This window comes from Sphingopyxis terrae subsp. terrae NBRC 15098 (assembly GCF_001598815.1).
Taxonomy (GTDB): Bacteria; Pseudomonadota; Alphaproteobacteria; order Sphingomonadales; family Sphingomonadaceae; genus Sphingopyxis; species Sphingopyxis terrae.
This window is the reverse complement of sequence record NZ_BCZQ01000018.1, coordinates 1-19,072: the sequence shown is the minus strand read 5'-3', so window position 1 is coordinate 19,072 and position 19,072 is coordinate 1. Positions and strand designations below refer to the sequence as shown.

The window sequence follows — 19,072 nt, the reverse complement described above, 5'->3', positions numbered from 1 at the left end:
CGCCCTTTTCGAATACGGGCGCGGCACTGCGGGGCGTCTGGGGCAAGTAGACGGCGGAGCAAATCCGTCGAACGGCTTCGCGCGTCCCTCTGCGCCACCTACCAAGCCCGTCAAACTGCGACGCACAGCGGTGCGCGAGTGTCGATGGGAAAAAAGAGGGCTGAATATGATGAAACGAAACATGACTATGGCCAAAATGCTGTGTAGCACGACCGCACTGGCCTCGCTCTTCCCGGCAGCCGGGTTGCTGCTGGTGACCCCGGTCTATGCCCAGAGCCTGCAGGCAGGCGAAAGCTCGCTAGCGCCCCTTGAGCAGCATCTCCATGCCAGCGCGGAGGAAGCGGCAGCGCCGGAAGAAGCCATCGTCGTCACCGGCTCGCTATTCCGCCGTACCAATGCCGAGACAGCCTCTCCTGTCACTGTGCTGTCTGCCGAAACGATGGAGCGGCGCGGCCTCAACACGGTGGCGGACGCGATGCAGCGTATTTCGGCCGGCAATGCCGGTACGATTACGCAAGGGTGGAACAATGGGAACAATTTCGCGGCTGGTGCCAACGCAATTGCGCTGCGAGGTCTTACCGTTCAATCGACTCTGACTGTGTTCGACGGGCTGCGCATGGCCCCCTACCCGCTCGCGGACGATGGTCAGCGCAACTTCGTCGACATGAACACAATCCCGAACGCGATCGTTGAGCGTATCGAAGTGCTTCGCGATGGGGCGTCTTCGACTTATGGCGCCGACGCGGTCGCAGGCGTCATCAATGTCATCACCAAGAAGCAGGTCAACGGCCTGCATCTGAATGGGTCGATGGGAATATCGCAGCGCGGCGACGCCGGCGAGCAGCGCTTCGACGCGACCTATGGTTATGGCGACCTCGCGGATCAAGGTTTGAACCTGTATATCAGCGGCGAATATCTGAAGCAGGATGCCCTGTGGGCGCGCGACCGCGGCTATCCGTTCAACACCTCGGACTGGAGCCGCATCTGCAACGCCGACGGCGCGTGCATGCACAATCTCAACGCCAACGGGGTCAGTCCGGACGGATCGATCAACACCCTGTTCGCTGTCCCCGGCGTGGTAATGGTCCGCCCGGTAGCCACCGCTGGCGGAGACCTGGGCTCCGGTCGCTTTTCCTTCCTGAATCCTGCGCTAGGTTGTGGTCGCTGGACCCCTGTACAACTCACGCCCGAGCAATTGGACCCCGAGCAGGGAGGATCGGCGTCGGCTCCCGCCGATGGCCGCATCTGCGAGGCGAATACTGTCGGGGCTTACGGCATGCTGCAACCCGATGTCGAGCGCTTCGGATTTTCAACGCGCTTCACGGCCAAACTGGGTGACGCGCATGAGATTTACATCCAAGGTAACTATTATCGGACGGATACTTTTGCACTGCAAGCGCCGCGAGGATTTCGCGATCGCCCAACCGCGCCGCGTGGCTCCGCCGTCGTCTACAATGTCATCGCGCCGGTTTATGTTTGCCCGACCGGGGTGGGTACGCTGAACGGCGCCGGGACGGGATGCGATGCAACCAACGGCACGCTCAATCCTTACAACCCCTATGCATCCGATGGGCAAACCGCGCAGCTATTCTTTTCTCCCGATCGCCCCACGAGCGACGAAACCTCCGTGCGGTCGCTGCGCGGTGTGATCGGTCTCACCGGGTCACTGGCGGACAAATGGAAGTATTCTGCCGACTTCACCGCTTCGAACGTACAGCTCGATCGTGTTCAGCGCGGCTACCCCATCCCGCAAAGAATCATGGACGTCCTGGCGCGCGGCACGCTCAACTTCGCCAACCCGGCGGCCACCCCCGAAGATGTGTGGGATTACATTATGCCCACGAATGTAACACGCTCCACCTCCGATCTTTGGCAGGCGACAGCAGCGGTCTCGGGTTCGGTATTCGAACTGCCAGGCGGCCCACTTGAGATGGCCTTGGGCCTTGCGTATCGCCACGAGGCGATCGATGCACCAAGCGCCAATCCGCAAAACGACGCGCACCCCTATGATCGCTATTATGGGATCAACGCAGTGGGCACGGCCGGTAGCCGTAATGTCTTTTCGGCGTTCGGTGAAATCGGGGTGCAAATCGTCGATGAGCTCGAAATGAATTTGTCGGGCCGTTATGATTCCTATTCGACCGGGCAGAAGAATTTTTCGCCCAAGGTCGGCGTCAAGTTCACCCCCATTCCGCAGTTGGCAGTGCGCGGGACCTGGTCGAGAGGCTTTCGCATTCCGAGCTTCAACGAAGCCTTCGGCCTTCCGACAACCGGTTTCCTTTCACAGGGTGGCGGAAATTTTTGCAACACCTACGCCGACTTCTGCGCCGCTCACGGCAATAACAGCTATGCAGCCTCACCCTTTTCGGTGGGATTGACCAACGTGGGGAACCCTGAACTCTCTCCCGAAAAATCTGAAAACATCACGCTGGGAGCAATTTTCGAGCCCGTCCGCAACCTGAACTTCACCGTCGACCTCTGGCGGATCAAAATTCGCGACCAGATCGTCGGTGTCACCGGGATCGGCCCTGCCATAGCGGCCTATTATTCGAACAATGGTGTCGTTAACATCCCCGGGTTTACCGTCACACAAGGGGTCGTCGACCAAGCGAACCCCGGAGCCCTGCCGCATATCGGCTCAATTCAGGCATCTTACACCAATGCAAATCGTCAATTGGTTCAGGGCGTAGATTTCGGGATCAATGCCCGGCTCTGGCTCGCCGACAGGCTGCAATGGGAGAGCTCGTTCGAAGCATCCTATCTCGACAAAAATCATCTGACGTTGGTCGATCCGCTCACCGGAGCTGCCGCTGACCCGTTGCAATATGAGGGCACGTTGAGCCCCTGCAACACGACCTCCTGTTCCGGCTCGCCGCGCTGGCGCGCGAGCTGGCAGAATACGCTGTCCTTCGGCAACACGACCGTTTCGGCCACGGCCTATTACACCAGCGGTTATGACGTCGCGCAGGTCGATTTCGGCGCCACGCCGGGAAATTGTCAGAGCGCGCTGGATGTAGGCGCTGCGGCCTATGATGACGGAACGCCGGTGATGTGCCGGTCTAAAGCGGTCTGGAATCTCGATCTGATCGCGTCGCACCGGATCAACGACAAGTTCACCCTTTATGCCAATGCCCTGAATGTCCTCGATATCAAGCCGCCGTTCGATCCCAATGCCGCCTATGGCAGCTATGGTTTCAACCCGGCTTGGGCCGGTCCGAACATCATGGGCCGCTATTTCCGCATCGGCGCGAAGCTGGACTTCTGAAGCTCTTGCGTGCCCGGCATTCCGGGAAGGGGGGCGGCGATACACCGCCCCCCATCTTTGTACTCAGCGGAAGCGCTCCGGATTTGCGGACCGCCATCGTCTTGATAATTTCTGGCCGCGAAACCATGAACCGATATCTCAGCTCGATGACGGCGTTTCGACATTGGTCGCGACCGGCGACAAGATAGCCGAACGCCGTGTCGGCGCTTCGATCGCAAAGTGTTCCGGCTTGGACGAAAGTCCACTTGGATGTCATGACACCGGCTGAATCGAGGGATTATTCCGGTCGAAAACGCACCAACATTCCCTCGATGTCGGCGGATGCCAGCCCGACAACCGTCTTGTATTGAAGGCTGATCCTGTATCGCCACTCGCAATCCGGTTTGACGCGAAGCATATCCAAAGAGCGCAGCGACCCCATCCCCCCAGCAGCGCCCGGGCAAATGGCGCGGCGATGCTTGCGGCGGCACGTTGGCGCCACAAGAAAAAGGCGGCAACCGCGCCTGGATCGCCCACGGCAGCCCTCGTGATGGCAGCTCGGATATTTGCGGCGATTTCTGGCCGATCTTCGTCAATAATGGGCTCGGCCTCACACTCTGGCAGATATGTGTCAATGACTGCCTCCGCCAGCAGCGGACGCCGGACCTGCTGGCTCATCAGCTCGATGACGGCAGCTTGCGATCCTCGATCCGGTCCAGACCGAAAGTCACGCGGTCGCCATTGGTCCGTTTCGCGGGCTTCTCAAGCGCGAATGCCTTCGAACTTTAACCAGCGTCAATTGACCACAATCGCGAACAACTTCGCCAATCTTCGCTTTTCCGCCCACCGCGTGAACAGCACGCCAATGGCCATCTGAGTTGCCGATGCAAGCTGGAAGCGTGTGTCGATGCCAACAGGTGCATCCCAATCCGCGATGGACGGTGCCTCGTCCGCGATCTTGACGATCCGTCCCGCTCGACAACCGCTACTGCGACGCCGGGGATATGATTCCAATCTATTTGATCGGGAACAGGGTCGACAAGAGCCGGCGCAGCAAGGGCGTCCGAAATCGACGGGGGGAACCCTACAAGAAGGGACGCGCCCGAATTGAAGTTTTGCGCCCTCATGCCGGCCACCGCGCAACAAAACGGCGGCCTGTCTAAACCTTGGCCTTGGCCTTGGCCTCACGTCCCGAATTCCCCACGATATCCGCGGGACTAAGTCGCCCGGCGCACGTGTGAACCAGTAAAAATTTGGCACGGCCCGGATCGCAATCCAGACCGTGCCAACGAAGCCGCTTGAGGTGGGACTAATCCCCTAGCGACGTCTCAGAAATGAACCGCGAGGCCGCCCATGAAGCTGTTACGGGTGCTGCCTGCGAACTCTCCGGCGTATCCGACCTGCACGCGCACACTGTCGGCCAGGTCGAGACCAAGGCCGAGGGTAACACGTACCGCGGTTTTCTCACGCTCGATCCCGTTCACGACGATCCCGCTGTCGGCGCCGCTGAATTGCCCCGAAACCAAGACGCTGCCGTCGTTCAACATCTGGCGCAGGCCGATCTCGGCATAAGGGGTGATTCCGATGCCGCCGGCCTGCAAGCTGCCCGAGGCGGCGAGGGCCGCTTCGCCGAACCAGAGATCCTTGCTGCCCTTGTCGATCGTCAGGCCGAAATCGCCGGCACCCTGTTCGACCGCAGCGCCGCGGCTGGTGTGAACGTAGGTGACGCCAAGCTTGGGAGCGATCGCCCAGGACCCCAATTCAACCTGATAATCGAGTGACAGATCGGCCACCCAGCTGTTGAGATTATACTTCGCCCGGGCCTCACTTTCAGCGACGGCGGTCCGGCGATGCGTAGCGGCCTTGCCCCCGTTGAAGGCCAACAGTCCCCGCACTCCGAAGCCGCCCAGCGTCATATCGGCAAAGGCACCGCCCGCCAGCACATTCATATCGGTTTTCGCGCCCAGGCCTCCGATCGTCTGGTCGCTTTTCAGCCCACCGAAGAACACCCCAACCTGCGCATTCTCGCCGAAACCATAGCCCACGCCGCCGAACAGGCCATCGCGGGTCAGATGGCTGCTGGAGGCGCCGGTTCTACCCCCCGTTGCACTGACGTCCGCGCTTCCCGTCAGAAACTGACCGAAGCTGTAGAGCCCGCTATGCCCCGACCGGCCTGCGGTAGCGGCATAGGCGCCTTCGACCAGCGAGAGACTGTTCTCCACCCCGAGCTGCAACGCCGAGCCATAGGCTTCTGGCGTGAGCTGGCGGAAGGCCTCCTGATTGACGACGCCCTGCCCGCTGACGAGGACCGGCAGCGCCGCGGTGAAGGCCTGCACGCCATAGCCGCCCCGCAAAACCTGGTTGGCATAATCGACGCTTGCGCGCACATTGGTCGGAAAGGCCTCATCATTCAGGAACTCGCTCTGGATCTGGAGCTTGTTGCCGTTCTGGACGACGAACCCGAAAATGTCGCTCGACTTGTTGATGGTGGTGAAGCGTCCGGTGATGCCGCCCTCGGCGACGACCAGATCGAGCATATTGCCCGGCGTCCCCTGCAGCATGCCGGTGATATCGATGGCCGCGCCCTGTTCGATCGTCAATTTGCCCGAGATGCGCAGCAGGTCGCTGACCGTCGGAGACACTTCGATCAGCAGGTTCGAACCCGCGAGGAAGGCGACATTGCCGTTGACCGTCATCGTGCCCGGCGACGCGCCGGGAGAGAGAGTGCCCGCGACATTGATGTCGGCATTGACGATACCCGCCGTCCCGAAGGTTGCGCCGTGCGCGACCTGGATCGCCTCGGTCGAGCTGATCGTGGTGCCCGCCTGGCCGATGAGCCGGCCGCCGCTGACCACCACCTTGTCCCAGCTGGTGTCGGTGGTCAGCGAAACGACGCCGCCGGCCACGCCCAACTCTTCGAAATCGGCAAAGCCGGTTCCGTCAAAGACGGTCGGCGCCGTGTAGGTGCCCTGGGTATCGAAGACCAGACGGTCGACACCCTCGCCGCCCGAGCGGGTGCCGGTGATGTTACCCGGTCCGCCGATCACCAGCGTGTCGTTCCCGGCGCCAAGATCGACATTGCCATCAACCGAACCATAAACCGACAGAATGTCGTTGGCGCTGCCGCCGGTAACATCGGCCGTGAGCGAATAGTCTGCGAGTATGCTGACCGCACCGCCTTCGATACGCACGCCGCCTTCGAATGCGGCGTCGCGGTCGATACGCAGTTCGCCGGCCCCCGACGCTTCGAGGATTTCAAAGCCGGTCTGGTCGAGCGCGCTGAGCAGGCGCGTCGTTCCGGCCCCCTGGACGAGCGCGAGCGTATCGATCCCGGCTCCGCCGTCCACCTGCCCCGTCACGCTGGCGCCGCTGCCCAAAGTGAAGCGGTTGTTCGCCCCGTCGAACAGCACGCCGGCTGCTGACGCGAGTGTACTGTTCGCGCCGAGTTCCAGATTGCCGCCATTGATCGCGACCGATTCGAAGCTGTAGGCGCCGCCAGTCAGCGCCAGTGTCCCGGCACCTTCCGAAACCAGATCCTCGAACGAGACGATCTGCGACGCGACGACCGTGCGGTTGTCGCTGTTCCCCGACTGAACGCGGAGCAGATCGCGACCCTCGCCGCCGTTCACGGCGCCTTCGAACTTCACGCCCGCGCCGATGATCAGTTCATTATCGTCTTCACCGACGAAATTGATCTGCTGGCCCGCACCGAAGTCGCCCGTCAGGGTCAGCGGCGACGCGCCCGACACATTCGTGATTTCAAAACCATACATGCCTGCGATCGACGACGCGCCGGTCAGGTTGAGGTTGAGCGTGTCGGTGCCTGCGCCGCCGTCGAGCGCGCCTTCAAGCAACCCCGAAAGCTGCATCGTCAACGTATCGTCGCCGCCGCCGAGCGAAACGCCGCCCGTCAACGCGCCCTCGATCGTCACCGATTGCGCGCTGTCGTCGCCGATCACGTTGCGAACCGAACCATTGCTGCCGGTGAGCACCAGATTGGCATTTTCGAGCAGTTCGAGATTATTGTAGGTCTGCCCGGCGTCGAGATTCACCGTCAGCGTGCCCGGGCCATAGGCGCCGAACGAGTCGAAGTTGACCACCGAACCGGGGATCGAGCCATTGCCGCCGTCGAGGTTGAACACGAAGGTGTTGTTCCCGGCGCCGCCGTCGATCGTTCCGGTCACGACGCCGCCGCCGCGTGCGATGTAGCGGTCGTCGCCGTCCCCGAGATCAAGATCGCCATCGATCGTGCCGGCGTTGGTGATGACATCGTTGCCGCCGTTCATATAGACGCTGCCATCGACCGTCGCGCCGGCCTTCAGCGTCAGCGTGTTCGCGCCATTATTGCCGCCGATATCGCCGCTGAAGGTGACGCCTTCGGCGATGCTGGCATTGCCGCCGTCTTCGCTGGCCAGCGAGACGGTCGCGCCGTCACCGAGCAGCAACCGCCGATAGCTGTCGGTGCTCTGGTCGATGTTGAGCGTACCCGCGCCTTCGGCGCCAAGCTGTTCAAAGCCGGTGATATTGCCGATCGAGCTCAGATTGCGCGTCTGCCCCTGCGCCAGTTTGAACGCCAGCGTGTCGGTGCCGTCGCCACCATCGACGGGGCTGTTCACATTGCCGGTGCCTTCGAGCGTCAGCTTGTTGTTTCCGTCGCTGAAGTTGACGCCGCTGGCCGATGTCAGCGAGGCGCCGTCGCCGATGCTCAAGCTGCCGGCGATGTCGACCGACTCGAAGCTGTAGCTCTCGCCGTTCAGGGCCAGCGTGCCGTCGCCGCCGGTGACCAGACGTTCGAACGAGACCAGCTGCCCCGCGATGATCGTGCGGTTGCTCTCGGCCCCCGTGTTGATTTCGATGGTATCGGTCCCGGCACCGCCGTCGGCGCGTCCGTTGAAGGTTGCCCCCGTATCGACAATGAAAAGATTGTCCGCCTCGTCGAAGTTGATCGACTGGCCCGCACCCAGCGTGCCCGCGAGCGTCAACGACGCGCTGCCGGCGACATTCACCACTTCGAAATTGAACAGGTCGTTGACGGTCGAGGCCGCGGTCAGCTTGAGATTCAACGTGTCGGTGCCGTCACCGCCGTCGAGCGCGCCGGACAGTTCACCGCCCAGGTTGAGCGTCAGAACATCGTCGCCGCCGCCCAGCGAAACGCCGCCGGTCAAGGCACCGTCGATCGTCACATTCTGGGCGCTGTCATCGCCGATGACATTTTCGACCGAGCCGTTCGAACCCGTGAGGACGAGATCCGCCCCTTCGAGCAGTTCGAGATTGGTATAGGTCTGCCCCTTGTCGAGGTTGACCGTCAGCGTGCCCGGACCATAGGCGCCGAACGAGCTGAAATTCAGGACCGATCCCGGAATTTCACCCTCGCTTCCTTCCAGGCGGAAGACGAAGGTGTTGTTGCCGGCGCCGCCGTCGATGTCACCGGTCACGATCCCGCCGCCCGATGCGATATAGCGATCGTCGCCGTCGCCCAGGTTCACATTCCCCTCGATCCGGCCCGAATTGGTGACGACGTCGTCACCCGCCCCCATATCGACGTCCCAGCCGATCGTGCCGCTGTTTTCAAGGCTGTCGTTGCCGCCGCCCATCGACACGCCGCCCGCGATCGTTCCGGCATTGACGATCTGTTCGTCCTGGTCGGTTCCCGTGAAGGTATAGCCGCTGTTGCCGCTCGCCGACGAAACGGTGTCACCGGCATCGACGTGCACGGCGATATTGGCCAGCTGCAGCGATTCGGAGTCGATATTGCCAAAGATCGATACCTTGCCCGATCCCGCGGTGCCCTGCAGACGGGTCAGCGCCTCGAACCCGAAGAACTGGCTTGCATTGATGCGCTTGGCCATGTCGCCGGTGAGATCAACCGCAATGATATCGTTCCCGTCGCCGCCATAGGCCGATCCGGTCAGGCTGCTGCCGCCGCCGAACACATAAGTATCGTCGCCTTCGCCAAGCCGCAGATCGCCATCGAGTTTGCCATAGTTGCGGAACTGATCGTCATAATCGCCTAGATCGACATTGCCCTGGATCAGGTTGCGATTGGTTATGCTGTCGGTGGTGCCTACAGTGTGAATGGCGCCAGCCAGTCGGCGATAGGCTTCGGGTACGCCCTGATCGGCGCGGAACAATGTTTCCGCGTGACCGCGAATTGTCCCGTCATTTTCAAGCTCGAAGGTTGCGCCAGCCGCCCCGTCTCCGCCAACGATAACCGCGCTGGAGCCGGCGCCCATCGCCTCGATGGTGCCGCTGTTGACGACACGTCCCTTGGCGGTGTCGCCATTCAGCCCGATGACAACGGCCGCATTAAAACGGACGGTGCCATCATCCGAATTCGTCCATGCCCCGCCATTGGCCGAAATCAGGCCGCTGTTGACCAGTGACGACACCAGCATCGGCTGTTCCGGATCGAGGCGGGATACGATAAGCACGCCGCTGCCGCCCATCCCGTCGGCGCGGATAGTGCCGCTATTCACGACATCATTATGGGCGCTGTCGAGCGAAACACCGCCCACCCCGCGGCCGGTCGTTTCCACGAGACCTTCGTTACGAAAGCTCAGACTGTTGCCGTCCTCATAGCTGATGTCAAAGAGCCGAACGCCGAATTGCTCGTAATCATAGAAGGTTTCGCGCGCGCCGCTGTTGCGGATCGTCCCGGTGTTCACGACGTTGGCAAGCGGACCATCGGAGTTCGAGGCATCGAACTGCATGCCCAGCGCATGGTCATAGTCCGACGTCGTTTCGATCGTTCCCTCGTTGCGGAATTCCAGTGTTTTCACGGAGCTGCCGAGTTCGCCGACATTGAAGAAAACACCATCGCCATCGGTCGCGCGGATCAGCGCGGTGTTGAGGAAACTGGTGACGCCCGCCCGGCCATAGACGCCCTTGGTGCTCACCACATCGGCATTGTTGGTAAAGCGCATGCCGCGCGTCACGTTGGCAATGTCGCGCAGATAGACGCCGAAACCATCGGCATTGATCTTCGCCGTGTTGACGACCGAGCCATTGCCGACGAGCATCAGCCCGGCGTCGAGCGTCTGCGCCGCCGCGACGGTGACGATGGTATCGGCGCCCGATGCTTCGATCCCGTGCATTTCGAAGCCGCTGTTGCCGTTGCCGAGAATGTCGTTCGACAGCGTGTTCGTCGCACTTGCGGCAAAGGAACGGCCATAGCCGTCGAGGCCTTCGCCGCCCTCGATCGTGCCGGTCACGCCATTGGTCGCACCGGTAAAGAGGAACATGTCTTCGCGATTACCAAGATCGACGTCGCCGGTGATCGTGCCCGAATTGACCACCATGTCGGTGCCGTCACCGCCCTGGATGGCGATGCGGCGACCATCGACCATGCCGCCGGTGATCGTTCCGGCGCGGGTGCCGCCTTTCGAGAAGTTCCATACGGTATTGCGAAGCACCATCGTTCCGCGCAGGCTTTCGACCGCGGCGCCGGTATTGGCGCTGATGTCGCCGACATTTTCGATATAATTATCGCCGTTGGCGGCGAGAACGCCGCTTGATCCGCCGATGATGTTGCCCAGACCGCCGCTGGCCACGCCCGTACCGGTGCTGCCTTCAGTCAGGATATTATAAAGCTTGCCGCCGTCCAGCCGGACGGCGACGCCACCGGCCGTCGGATTGCCAAATTGCCCGCCGACGGTGATCTTGGTCGAATTGTAGACCCGGCCGGAGCTTTTGATCAGCGTCACGTCCGGGAAAGCCCCATTGGTCGAATTGACCCAGGTATTGGCTTCGAGGAAGATATCCGCATTGCCGCCGACAATCGCGGTGCCTTCCAGAATCTGGACGCGCGAATTTTTCCTCAGTCGCAGCGATTCGGCGTTGGTTACGTCGATCAGACCCTTGAAGGTGCTTCCACCACCAACGTCGCCCTCGATGATGAGCGAGAGCTTGCCGTCGCCGCCAGTTCCCTGGTCCTGCGATGTCGACCCCGACAGGACGCGGATTGCCTGCTGCGTTTCCTCGGGCTGATCGGCCGCCGCCACCGAGAAGGTCAGCACGACTGTGCCGTCGCCCGCAAACTGGAGCGGCCCGTGACGCAGGTTCATAAACGCATTGTCGGGCAGCTTCGACGGATCGCTCGGAATCGGCGAGCGCGAACGGTTTTCGAGCGTCAGGACCGTGTCATTCCCCGACGCTTCATAAACCGTTCCGCCGTCGAACGGCGTTCCGGTCGCCGAGTCCGCGCGCACGAACTGCTGCGACGTATCGCCCTTTGGTTCGGTGAACACGACATTCTGTGTCTGGCTGGACGTTGCGCGGAGCCATACCGTGTCGCGCCCGCCCGCATCGGTAAGCGGGCCGGTCGTCAGGCCGGTCAGATCGAGGACGCCGGTGTCGGCATTGACGCGCGAGATGTCGACGACCACCCGATCGCTGCCCGCACCCAGCTCGACCGCGACCGGGGCCTGCCCCTCTTCCAGAACGACCGTCTGATCCTGCGCCCTGGCAGACGCCGCCATCATCAGCGGGACGAGCGCGCCGCCGAGCAGAAGCGCGGCCCGGCCGCGGATTGCTGCCTTGCCGCGGCGGGGAGACAGGGCGGCGGAATTGATACGGTTCACTGGAAACATCCTTCGGTTCGTTTGCGTTGAAACTGGACGCGCGCGATGCGCTCGCCGTGCCGCTAGGATGAAGCGAAGGGTGCAGGCCGCCCTTTTGCGACCGACCCGGACGAGCCAGCGATGAAAATTCCGCTGAAAATTCAAGCCGGAACAGACGAAGGGTGCAGAGGCCGCCGCCCCGGCGCCCTCTACACCCTCCTTTTCCCGGGGAGGGAAATCAGTTGATGAGGTCGACCAGCAATTGCCAGCCGGTGGCACCATGGCGCCATATGCGGACATAATTGTGCGACCCTTGCGGGTCGTCGAAGGTCAATCGGCCATAGGTCGCCGCCAGATCCTCGGCGCGCGAAACCCGCATTCCGAACAGCTGGGTCGCGGATGCCCGCAAATTGTCGCCGTTGACCCGCAATGCGTCCGCCTTCGAGAGCCGCCCGCGCTGCAGGCGGAGAAGGAATCCATCTTGTGCGAGACGACCAGGAATGACCGCCGTTCCTGTCGCAACAATGGCTGCATTCAGCGCCGCATCGGCATCGGCCACTCCCGACGGGCGGCGGCGGCGGCCCGGCTTCCCCTGCCCGAGTATCGCGACCTCGGTGGGGAGCGCGGCAGGCTCAGACGCCTTGACCGGGAGCAGGCCATGGTCGAGAAACCAGCCCCAACGGCCATCGGCGCCGCGTTCCCAGACGGTCAGCGTATCGCCGTTCATCACGGTGTCACCGTGGAGCAGGCGATAAGGCCCGGTCGTGAAACCAAGATCGCCCGATCGCGACATGGCAGCAATTGCGGGTTTCCATTCGAGACGCACACCGGGCGTATCGACGCTGCCTTGCAGGACTTCCAGCGCTGGCGCGGGATCGGGCCGCATCAATATGCCGTCCGGCGCGGCATAGCGGCGAAAGGCCGCTGCGATACCAATCAGCTGGGCGTCGTCCGCGAAACTAAGCTCGGTCGCGATCATCCGGTCGACCGGATCAGCGCTCGGGCCGACGGCTATAGCGGACGCTACGCAAAGCGGCAGGGCCGCAAAGGACAGCAGGCGTATGAATGATCCAACGCCGCTTCGGAATGGGGCAACATGAGCCATGTCCCCAACGGGCTTTTATTCGCCTCGACGTAAACAGCACTGCGACCAGCCCCGTTCGCCCCGCGACAAGCCTTGTCGCCGGACCGGGATCCAGCGCTAAAGCCGCAGGGCCCGGACGACATTGGATTGGAAGTTGGATCCGACCTGAAGATTGGCGCCATCGTTGAGAAGCAGGCGCAGCACGCCCTTGCCAGGTCGCTCGATACCCACGACGCTATCGATGCGGACCATATGCGAGCGATGGATCCGGATCATGATCTTCGGGTCGATACGCTGTTCGATTTCGCTCATTCGCGCCCGCAAAATATAGCATTTGGTCGCCGTGTTAAGCAGCACATAATCGCGCGCCGCTTCGATCCGGTCAATCGCCTCGATCGGCACGCGCACCGCGCCTCCCCGTCCCGGGACCCATATTCCATCGTCATAGCCAGGTTGGTCCCCATCACCCCGATCCGTCCCGGCGGAGTCCGCTCGCACGAAGGCGTCGGGATCCGGCAGAGCGCGGCGACGGCGGACGCGATCGATCGCCATTCGCAACCTGTCAAAGCTGACTGGCTTGAGAAGATAGTCGACCGCGTCGACGTTGAAAGCTTCCATTGCGAAATCGTTGAAGGCCGTAACGAACACAAGTTCGGGCCGGCGCGGCGCATCGGCCAGGCGATGTGCCAGCTCCATCCCGCTGACTTCGGGCATTTGTATATCGAGGAGGACCATATCGGGATCGAGCTGCGCGATCTGACGCCCCGCTTCCTCGCCATCGGAGGCGCTTCCGACAACCTCGACATCGTCCATCTTATCGAGCGCCACGCGCAGCCGCGCGGCAGCAAGAGGTTCATCATCGACCAGCAATATTCGCATCACGCCGTCGCCCTTTTCATTGCCCGCCGCAGCGGAAGGGTCAGCTCCACAGCGAACCCTCCGTCGCTCGCGCGGATATTGACCGCGGCATCGTCGCCATAAAAGGCCGCCATCCTGCCCCGCACGTTTCGCAGCCCCGATCCGCTCCCTTCTCGATCTTCGGATGGAAGGGCGACCGCTCTGCCCCCATCGTCCTCGACCATCAAATGCAGCCGGTCGTCCACCTGACGGCAACGGACAGTGAGCGTCACCAGCCGGCGCGAAGTCTGCACCGCGTGCTTGACGGCATTTTCGACAATCGGCTGCAAAAGAAATGTCGGCACGTGCGCGTCGAGAAGAGCGCTCTCACAGTCGAACGTCACCTGCAGCCGCCCGGGAAAGCGAGCCGCTTCAATATCCAGATAGGCCTGCGCGATCGCCCATTCTTCGACCAGCGTCACCTCGGCCTCGGGGTCGGCCTCGAAGGTCAGGCGCAGGAAGTCGGACAGCCGCATCGTCAATCGGTCAGCTTCCGCCGACGCATTCGTGACAATGAGCGATGAAATGGAATTGAGAGTATTGAACAGGAAATGCGGGTTGAGCTGGAATCGCAGGGCGGCGAGTTCAGCGCCTTGGGCCGCGCTGCGCGCCTCGACCAAGCGTCTCGCGCTGTCCCGAACCGCATTCTCGCTAAGCCGCAGGCCGAGCGCCAAGGCATAGAATCCGTATATGAGGACGAAGGGCATCAGGCTGCGGTTGAACAATTCCGCCAGCGGCATCGACCGCATTCCCATCGACGGACCCAATATCTGGATCAATATCGCATCGATTAGCGCATGCAGCAGGGCGAGCGCCGTCGTGACAAGCGCGACAAGAGCCGTCATTGCCGGATTGGGCAGCCGCCGGGCGAGCATGATGAACCCGGCCAGCGCTCCGCAGAATATGACGCCCAGCCCCAAAGTCATCGCCTGAAGGACTTTCAGCGCATCAGGTATCGGTTTGCCCGAGGCGATGTCCTGCGCGGCCCATAGTAGAAGTACCATGACCCAAAATATCAGGGTCATCGCTGCGCCAAGCGCAAAACCCTTCAGTTTGAGGCGGAAAGTCGGGAGCCGGTTCACGGCGCGCGTCTTAGCACAGGCTGGCGTTTCGGCCGACCGGATTGGTCGCATCAAGGTCCGCGTTGGTCGAATTTCGGACGGGGATGATTTCGTCGTCGCTTGCGTGTCGAGCTTTGTCGCGTGCCCATCGCCAGACCGCCCGCCCCCTGTGATTGCTCATGGAGGGCGCGACAGTCGCGCCGTGGAGAAAAGCGATGATCACATCAGCGACGCGCCGCCGGCTGGCACTGGCTCTGCGCCTATCGGCTATATTGATACTGGGGGCGGATGCCGCCGTGATGGCATTTCGTCCAGACGCCCTCGCGGCGGAATTTGCAGCGACTGGCTTTGAAGCGGCGCAAGCGCCGCAGATTGCCGCCATTCTCGCCGTCTCGATCCTTCTCTATGCCCTCCCGCGGACAGCGCTGCTCGGAGCGATTTGCATCACCGGCTTTCTTGGCGGCGCAATTTGCGCCCATGTCCGGCTGGGCGAACTGGCCTCACCCCCGCAGTGGATATGCGTAATCCTCGGGATCATGACCTGGGCGGGCGTGAGAGGTTCGAAGAGCTGGCAGCCTTGGCTGGACTATATTGAAACTGCAGATAGGCAGTAGAGAGCAGAGGGTCGGAAGACATCGGCGGGGTGCCCTCTGACGCCCCACCGATGTCATGATCAGCACTTCTTCTCGTCGAATATGCCCATCAGCCGCTGCTTGCGCTGGTTGCGCTGGAGCATCGCTTCGGCATCCTCTTGACCGGAGCCGCCCATCCCGCCCGCTACGGACCCGGCGGCGCCCATTGCGGTAGAGGCGACCGCGCCGCCGCTACCGGCAACCCCGAGGATTGGGCTGGCGGCACCGAGCATCTTGAGAAAGCCAAGACCCTTCTTTTTCTTCTGCTTGGCACTCGCATCCGCCTGCCGCTGCCCGTCGAGCGAATTGATTTCCGCAGCCAGCGCCTCGCAGCTCATTTCACGGTCACCAGGCTTTACCGTTTGGAAGGCCGGTGCCTCCACCTGCTTTTTGGCGTAGGACGGCGCCGGCACGAACAATGTCGCCGCGATCAGGCTGCCCAGTATCGACCATTGAATTTTACGCATTATCGGCTCCTTGCACATTGATGAGGTCAAAGGCCGAGCTTGCCCCGAGCTTATCCATCGCGAGAGCCGATTGCGATCAAGCCCGCCCCTGCCGCGTTCGGGCCGGCTGCGCATTCGATCGAAATGAACTGGCAGTACCCAGCGAAGAAACGCCCGCCGAGACTGTAAAGCGATCTTTGTCTTGCAAATGTCGGACTTGGTCGCGACGAGAGGCTTGTTTGTCGCGATATCGGCTAGGCGTCCTGACCGCTGACGCTTGGGCCGACTCGCCCGCCCGCCAATCTGCCCGCAACCCGGCAAGAACATGCGCAGCAATGGATCCGCCGGTTCGCAAGGAGGAAGCATGCAGGATCGCAGTTTTATCGCATGCGCCGCAGCATCGCCCGCGGCGCGGGTTTCGCTGATCCTGTGGGGTTTCGGCTTTGCGCTGGTTGCGATACTGGCCGGACTGATGGGGCGAGGCTTTTTGGTGCAGGCCATGATCCAGCTGCCCCTCTGCCTCACCGCGCTGAGCCTGGCCATGGCGCTCTTTTTTCTCTGGCAACGCCTCGAGCCGGCCGCGCCGGCGCAGCGCTGGCCGTCAATCCTCGTCGGCTGCCTTTGCGCCGGCGCCCTTCAGAGCGCCCTCGATCTTGTGCTTTATCGGTGGCTCACGGACACATTATTTCCCGAGTGGCGAAGCTGGACCAATATCGATTTCAGGCGCATTGGTTTCGTCTTCATCCTCTACACCTGGACTTTCTGCCTCAACGTCACGCTGTTCTGGGCCCTTGGCATCAGCGAGCGCGCCAAGAAGCAGGAGATGCTTGCCGCGGCCGCCGAAGCCCGCGCCCAGGATGCTAGGATCGAAGCGCTACGCTTCCAGCTCAACCCGCATTTTCTGCTGAACACATTGAACGCGATATCGAGCCTGATCGTGCAGGGCCGCCCCGACGATGCCGATGCGATGACTATGAAACTGGCTACTTTTTTCCAAATCAATCTGGGCGGCGATGTCAAAACGCCCATTGCACTTGCCGATGAGATTGCGACGATCGAAGCCTATCTCGACATGGAAGCCATTCGTTTCGGCGAGCGGCTCAAGGTCGAAATCGACTGCCCGGCCGATCTTGGCAACGCGAGCGTTCCAGGCTTCATCCTCCAACCGCTGGTCGAGAACGCCGTCAAATATGCTGTGGCTTCGTCGCGGCTCGGTGCCACGATCTCCATCGTGGTCCGTGCCGCGGACGATATGCTGACAATCTGCGTAAGCGATGACGGGAGAGCCGAACTGCCCTTACCAGAAAATGGAACGGGGGTCGGACTTCGCAACATTCGTGACCGGCTGGCCGTACTTTACGGAGAGAGGGGGCAATTGCGCACGTCGGCCAGCGAGTCCGGTTTCACCGCGACCCTTCATATTCCGCTGATGCCCTGCCCGGGCCGTGGAAATCGGGCCTTGATGCAAACCTCGGTGACGGCCCGATCATTTAGCCGACGTGTAGTCGCAGGTCGATCCTGATGCAGGCAGCCGCATTGATATTCATAAGATGCATCAAGATTTGCATCAATCGCTTCAGCAGACAGGGAACTCGCTATTTGGCTTGCAGGCTGACGCAGAAGCGCCTCAATCGGGGCATTTCAAGGTTGCCGATGGCGTCGAAATCGAGTCTCAGCATATGTTCACGCCGGATATGATCATGGACGGCAATCTGGGCATGATTTTTTTGCACGACTGGATCATCACCCTCGACCTACGCGAGGGGCGCGGCTGGATCATTCGAAATCCGGAAGCCCGCCCCGCGCCGAAAGCGGCGCTGCCCAGCAAGAGTTCACCATGAATTAGCAATTCGAAGACTTATCAGAGAGCATCAATTGGCAGGCAGGAGGCTGTCCGGTTCAAGGCGGGAGATTTGACATAGGTGCCGTTAGCAAGGAGGCGCTTCCCGGCAGATTGTGTCATTCAGCGCTGAGAATGCGAGCGGAGCCTCGTATGAATGCCGCCAGCGCCTTGTGCGAAAGTTCGGCGTCTCGCTGAAACTGGCGCAGGCGGGCCTGCTTCGTTGCACAACCGGGGGAATTGGTCGGCCGCTGTGCATGGGCCGCCATCCCAACGCTGCAGTACGGTCCGGTTGGCCGGATAACCTTGCTGCGTGTCGACAAGGGACCGATAGCGCGGAATTGCCGACGCCATGCGGGCAGCGGCCGAGAAGGCGCTCGCGAAGGCCGACTGCACGCTTGTCGAGGTCATGAGTGACATCAAGATCAACAACGCCCATAATTTCTTCCGCTCGCTTGGCTTCGAGCAGAAGAGTTATCGGTTCACCCGTCTCATCGAACCGAGATGAGCCGGTCACCAAGTGGCCCCCGTGGCGGGGATTGGTCGTCCTGGCCACATGCGGGTTCAACAGTTCTTGATCTGCGGAACCTGCATGCTCTCCTCGACGGTGCTACACTGCATACGCTCCAACGCCGCCGCGGCGGCGGCCTGATATCAGGTCGTATCGATCGTGGACGCAGCAGCAGATTTGACTCTTCCGCTGTTGCTTCGCCGACATGTTATTCGATCAGTGGCGCCAACAGGATGGGTGCCGCGCCGCAGCGCCAGGCGGGGGCGAGAAGGAAGGTTTCCCGCGCACGGAAGCCCGCAGCACGAAGCTCAAGTTCCTGGTTTTTTATAAATCCCCTCGATGCCCTTGCGCTCGCTCCCTTCTTCGGTCGGCTCCTCCATCCGCACATGAAGCCTGTCGCGGATTTTGAACCATCCCTATTTCTGGGGGCCCTCGATTTGCGGCGAAGGGAAAAGCAATTCGTGGTTGGTTTGTGCCAGACGCTGGCCTCATGGTCCGAGTTCCATGAAATTTTCTTCGTTCCTCATCGATCGCTCGGGGGGAAGCGGCCACATGAAAATTGGTCGCGTCCGTCAAGGTGGTGTAATTTCGGCTGTGGCCGTGGGCCATCGTCAGGCGGCTTTGGCGGTGATGTGTAGGGGCTGATTTTCCTCCTCGATCATGGGTTGGTTGAGTTCGGCCATGCCTTCGATCTGCATGTATCGGTGCTGGAGCTGCCACTCGTCGTTCTGCTCCATCAGCACAGCCCCGACGAGGCGGATGATGCTGTCTTCGTTCGGGAAGATTCCGACGACGTCGG

At 61.7% G+C, this 19,072-nt stretch carries 12 protein-coding genes; 6 read left to right on the top strand and 6 right to left on the bottom strand.

All coding sequences use genetic code 11. The annotated features are described in order from the left end of the window. Positions 1-166 precede the first annotated feature (166 nt). Complete coding sequence (locus tag STE01S_RS11605; protein WP_082813312.1) at positions 167-3,265, top strand: TonB-dependent receptor plug domain-containing protein; 3,099 nt, start codon at positions 167-169, stop codon at positions 3,263-3,265. A gap of 471 nt (positions 3,266-3,736) precedes the next feature. Then, positions 3,737-4,033 carry a hypothetical protein gene (locus tag STE01S_RS11600; protein ID WP_062767805.1) on the top strand — a complete coding sequence of 99 codons (297 nt, stop codon included), beginning with the start codon at positions 3,737-3,739 and terminating at the stop codon, positions 4,031-4,033. 539 nt (positions 4,034-4,572) lie between these two features. Here STE01S_RS11600 and STE01S_RS11595 read toward each other — a convergent pair. From STE01S_RS11595 to STE01S_RS11580, 4 genes are all read right to left on the bottom strand, one after another. Next, positions 4,573-11,823 (bottom strand): autotransporter outer membrane beta-barrel domain-containing protein, encoded by a 7,251-nt coding sequence (locus STE01S_RS11595; RefSeq protein ID WP_162928269.1) that lies wholly within the window; start codon positions 11,821-11,823, stop codon positions 4,573-4,575. 217 nt (positions 11,824-12,040) lie between these two features. Next, positions 12,041-12,781 carry a Cif family virulence factor gene (locus STE01S_RS11590; protein WP_062767801.1) on the bottom strand — a complete coding sequence of 247 codons (741 nt, stop codon included), beginning with the start codon at positions 12,779-12,781 and terminating at the stop codon, positions 12,041-12,043. A gap of 222 nt (positions 12,782-13,003) precedes the next feature. Further along, on the bottom strand, positions 13,004-13,765 hold the full coding sequence (locus STE01S_RS11585) for a LytR/AlgR family response regulator transcription factor (protein ID WP_062767799.1): 762 nt from the start codon (positions 13,763-13,765) through the stop codon (positions 13,004-13,006). Beyond that, positions 13,765-14,523 (bottom strand): sensor histidine kinase, encoded by a 759-nt coding sequence (locus tag STE01S_RS11580; protein ID WP_218016988.1) that lies wholly within the window; start codon positions 14,521-14,523, stop codon positions 13,765-13,767. The genes STE01S_RS11585 and STE01S_RS11580 overlap by 1 nt, the downstream gene beginning before the upstream one ends. A gap of 536 nt (positions 14,524-15,059) precedes the next feature. Between STE01S_RS11580 and STE01S_RS11575 the strand changes: the two genes are divergently transcribed. Further along, a complete protein-coding gene (locus STE01S_RS11575; RefSeq protein WP_120694184.1) occupies positions 15,060-15,458 on the top strand; it encodes a DoxX family protein in 399 nt (132 codons plus the stop codon). Between the two features lie 59 nt (positions 15,459-15,517). Here the strand turns inward: STE01S_RS11575 and STE01S_RS11570 are convergent, their stop codons facing one another. Beyond that, positions 15,518-15,943, bottom strand: a complete 426-nt coding sequence (locus STE01S_RS11570; protein ID WP_162928267.1) for a hypothetical protein — start codon at positions 15,941-15,943, stop codon at positions 15,518-15,520. A 343-nt stretch (positions 15,944-16,286) separates the two neighbouring features. Here STE01S_RS11570 and STE01S_RS11565 point away from each other — a divergent pair, with 343 nt between their 5' ends. The 3 genes from STE01S_RS11565 to STE01S_RS20405 all read left to right on the top strand — a co-directional run bounded on the left by STE01S_RS11565 (position 16,287) and on the right by STE01S_RS20405 (position 18,270). Then, a complete protein-coding gene (locus STE01S_RS11565) occupies positions 16,287-17,444 on the top strand; it encodes a sensor histidine kinase (protein ID WP_162928266.1) in 1,158 nt (385 codons plus the stop codon). Between the two features lie 28 nt (positions 17,445-17,472). Next, positions 17,473-17,763 (top strand): hypothetical protein, encoded by a 291-nt coding sequence (locus STE01S_RS11560; protein ID WP_062767791.1) that lies wholly within the window; start codon positions 17,473-17,475, stop codon positions 17,761-17,763. 351 nt (positions 17,764-18,114) lie between these two features. Beyond that, a complete protein-coding gene (locus STE01S_RS20405; protein ID WP_162928265.1) occupies positions 18,115-18,270 on the top strand; it encodes a GNAT family protein in 156 nt (51 codons plus the stop codon). Positions 18,271-18,884: 614 nt separating this feature from the next. Here STE01S_RS20405 and STE01S_RS11555 read toward each other — a convergent pair. Next, a partial coding sequence (locus tag STE01S_RS11555) for a transposase (RefSeq protein ID WP_174531838.1) occupies positions 18,885-19,072 on the bottom strand: 188 nt, incomplete at its 5' end.

Coding starts and splice junctions, on each gene's coding strand:
- STE01S_RS11605 (WP_082813312.1), top strand. CDS start 167: ATGATGAAACGAAACATGACTATGGCCAAAATGCTGTGTAGCACGACC.
- STE01S_RS11590 (WP_062767801.1), bottom strand. CDS start 12,781: ATGATCGCGACCGAGCTTAGTTTCGCGGACGACGCCCAGCTGATTGGT.
- STE01S_RS11585 (WP_062767799.1), bottom strand. CDS start 13,765: ATGCGAATATTGCTGGTCGATGATGAACCTCTTGCTGCCGCGCGGCTG.
- STE01S_RS11580 (WP_218016988.1), bottom strand. CDS start 14,523: ATGCCGCTGGCGGAATTGTTCAACCGCAGCCTGATGCCCTTCGTCCTC.
- STE01S_RS11575 (WP_120694184.1), top strand. CDS start 15,060: ATGATCACATCAGCGACGCGCCGCCGGCTGGCACTGGCTCTGCGCCTA.
- STE01S_RS11570 (WP_162928267.1), bottom strand. CDS start 15,943: ATGCGTAAAATTCAATGGTCGATACTGGGCAGCCTGATCGCGGCGACA.
- STE01S_RS11565 (WP_162928266.1), top strand. CDS start 16,287: ATGCAGGATCGCAGTTTTATCGCATGCGCCGCAGCATCGCCCGCGGCG.
- STE01S_RS11560 (WP_062767791.1), top strand. CDS start 17,473: ATGCATCAAGATTTGCATCAATCGCTTCAGCAGACAGGGAACTCGCTA.
- STE01S_RS20405 (WP_162928265.1), top strand. CDS start 18,115: ATGCGGGCAGCGGCCGAGAAGGCGCTCGCGAAGGCCGACTGCACGCTT.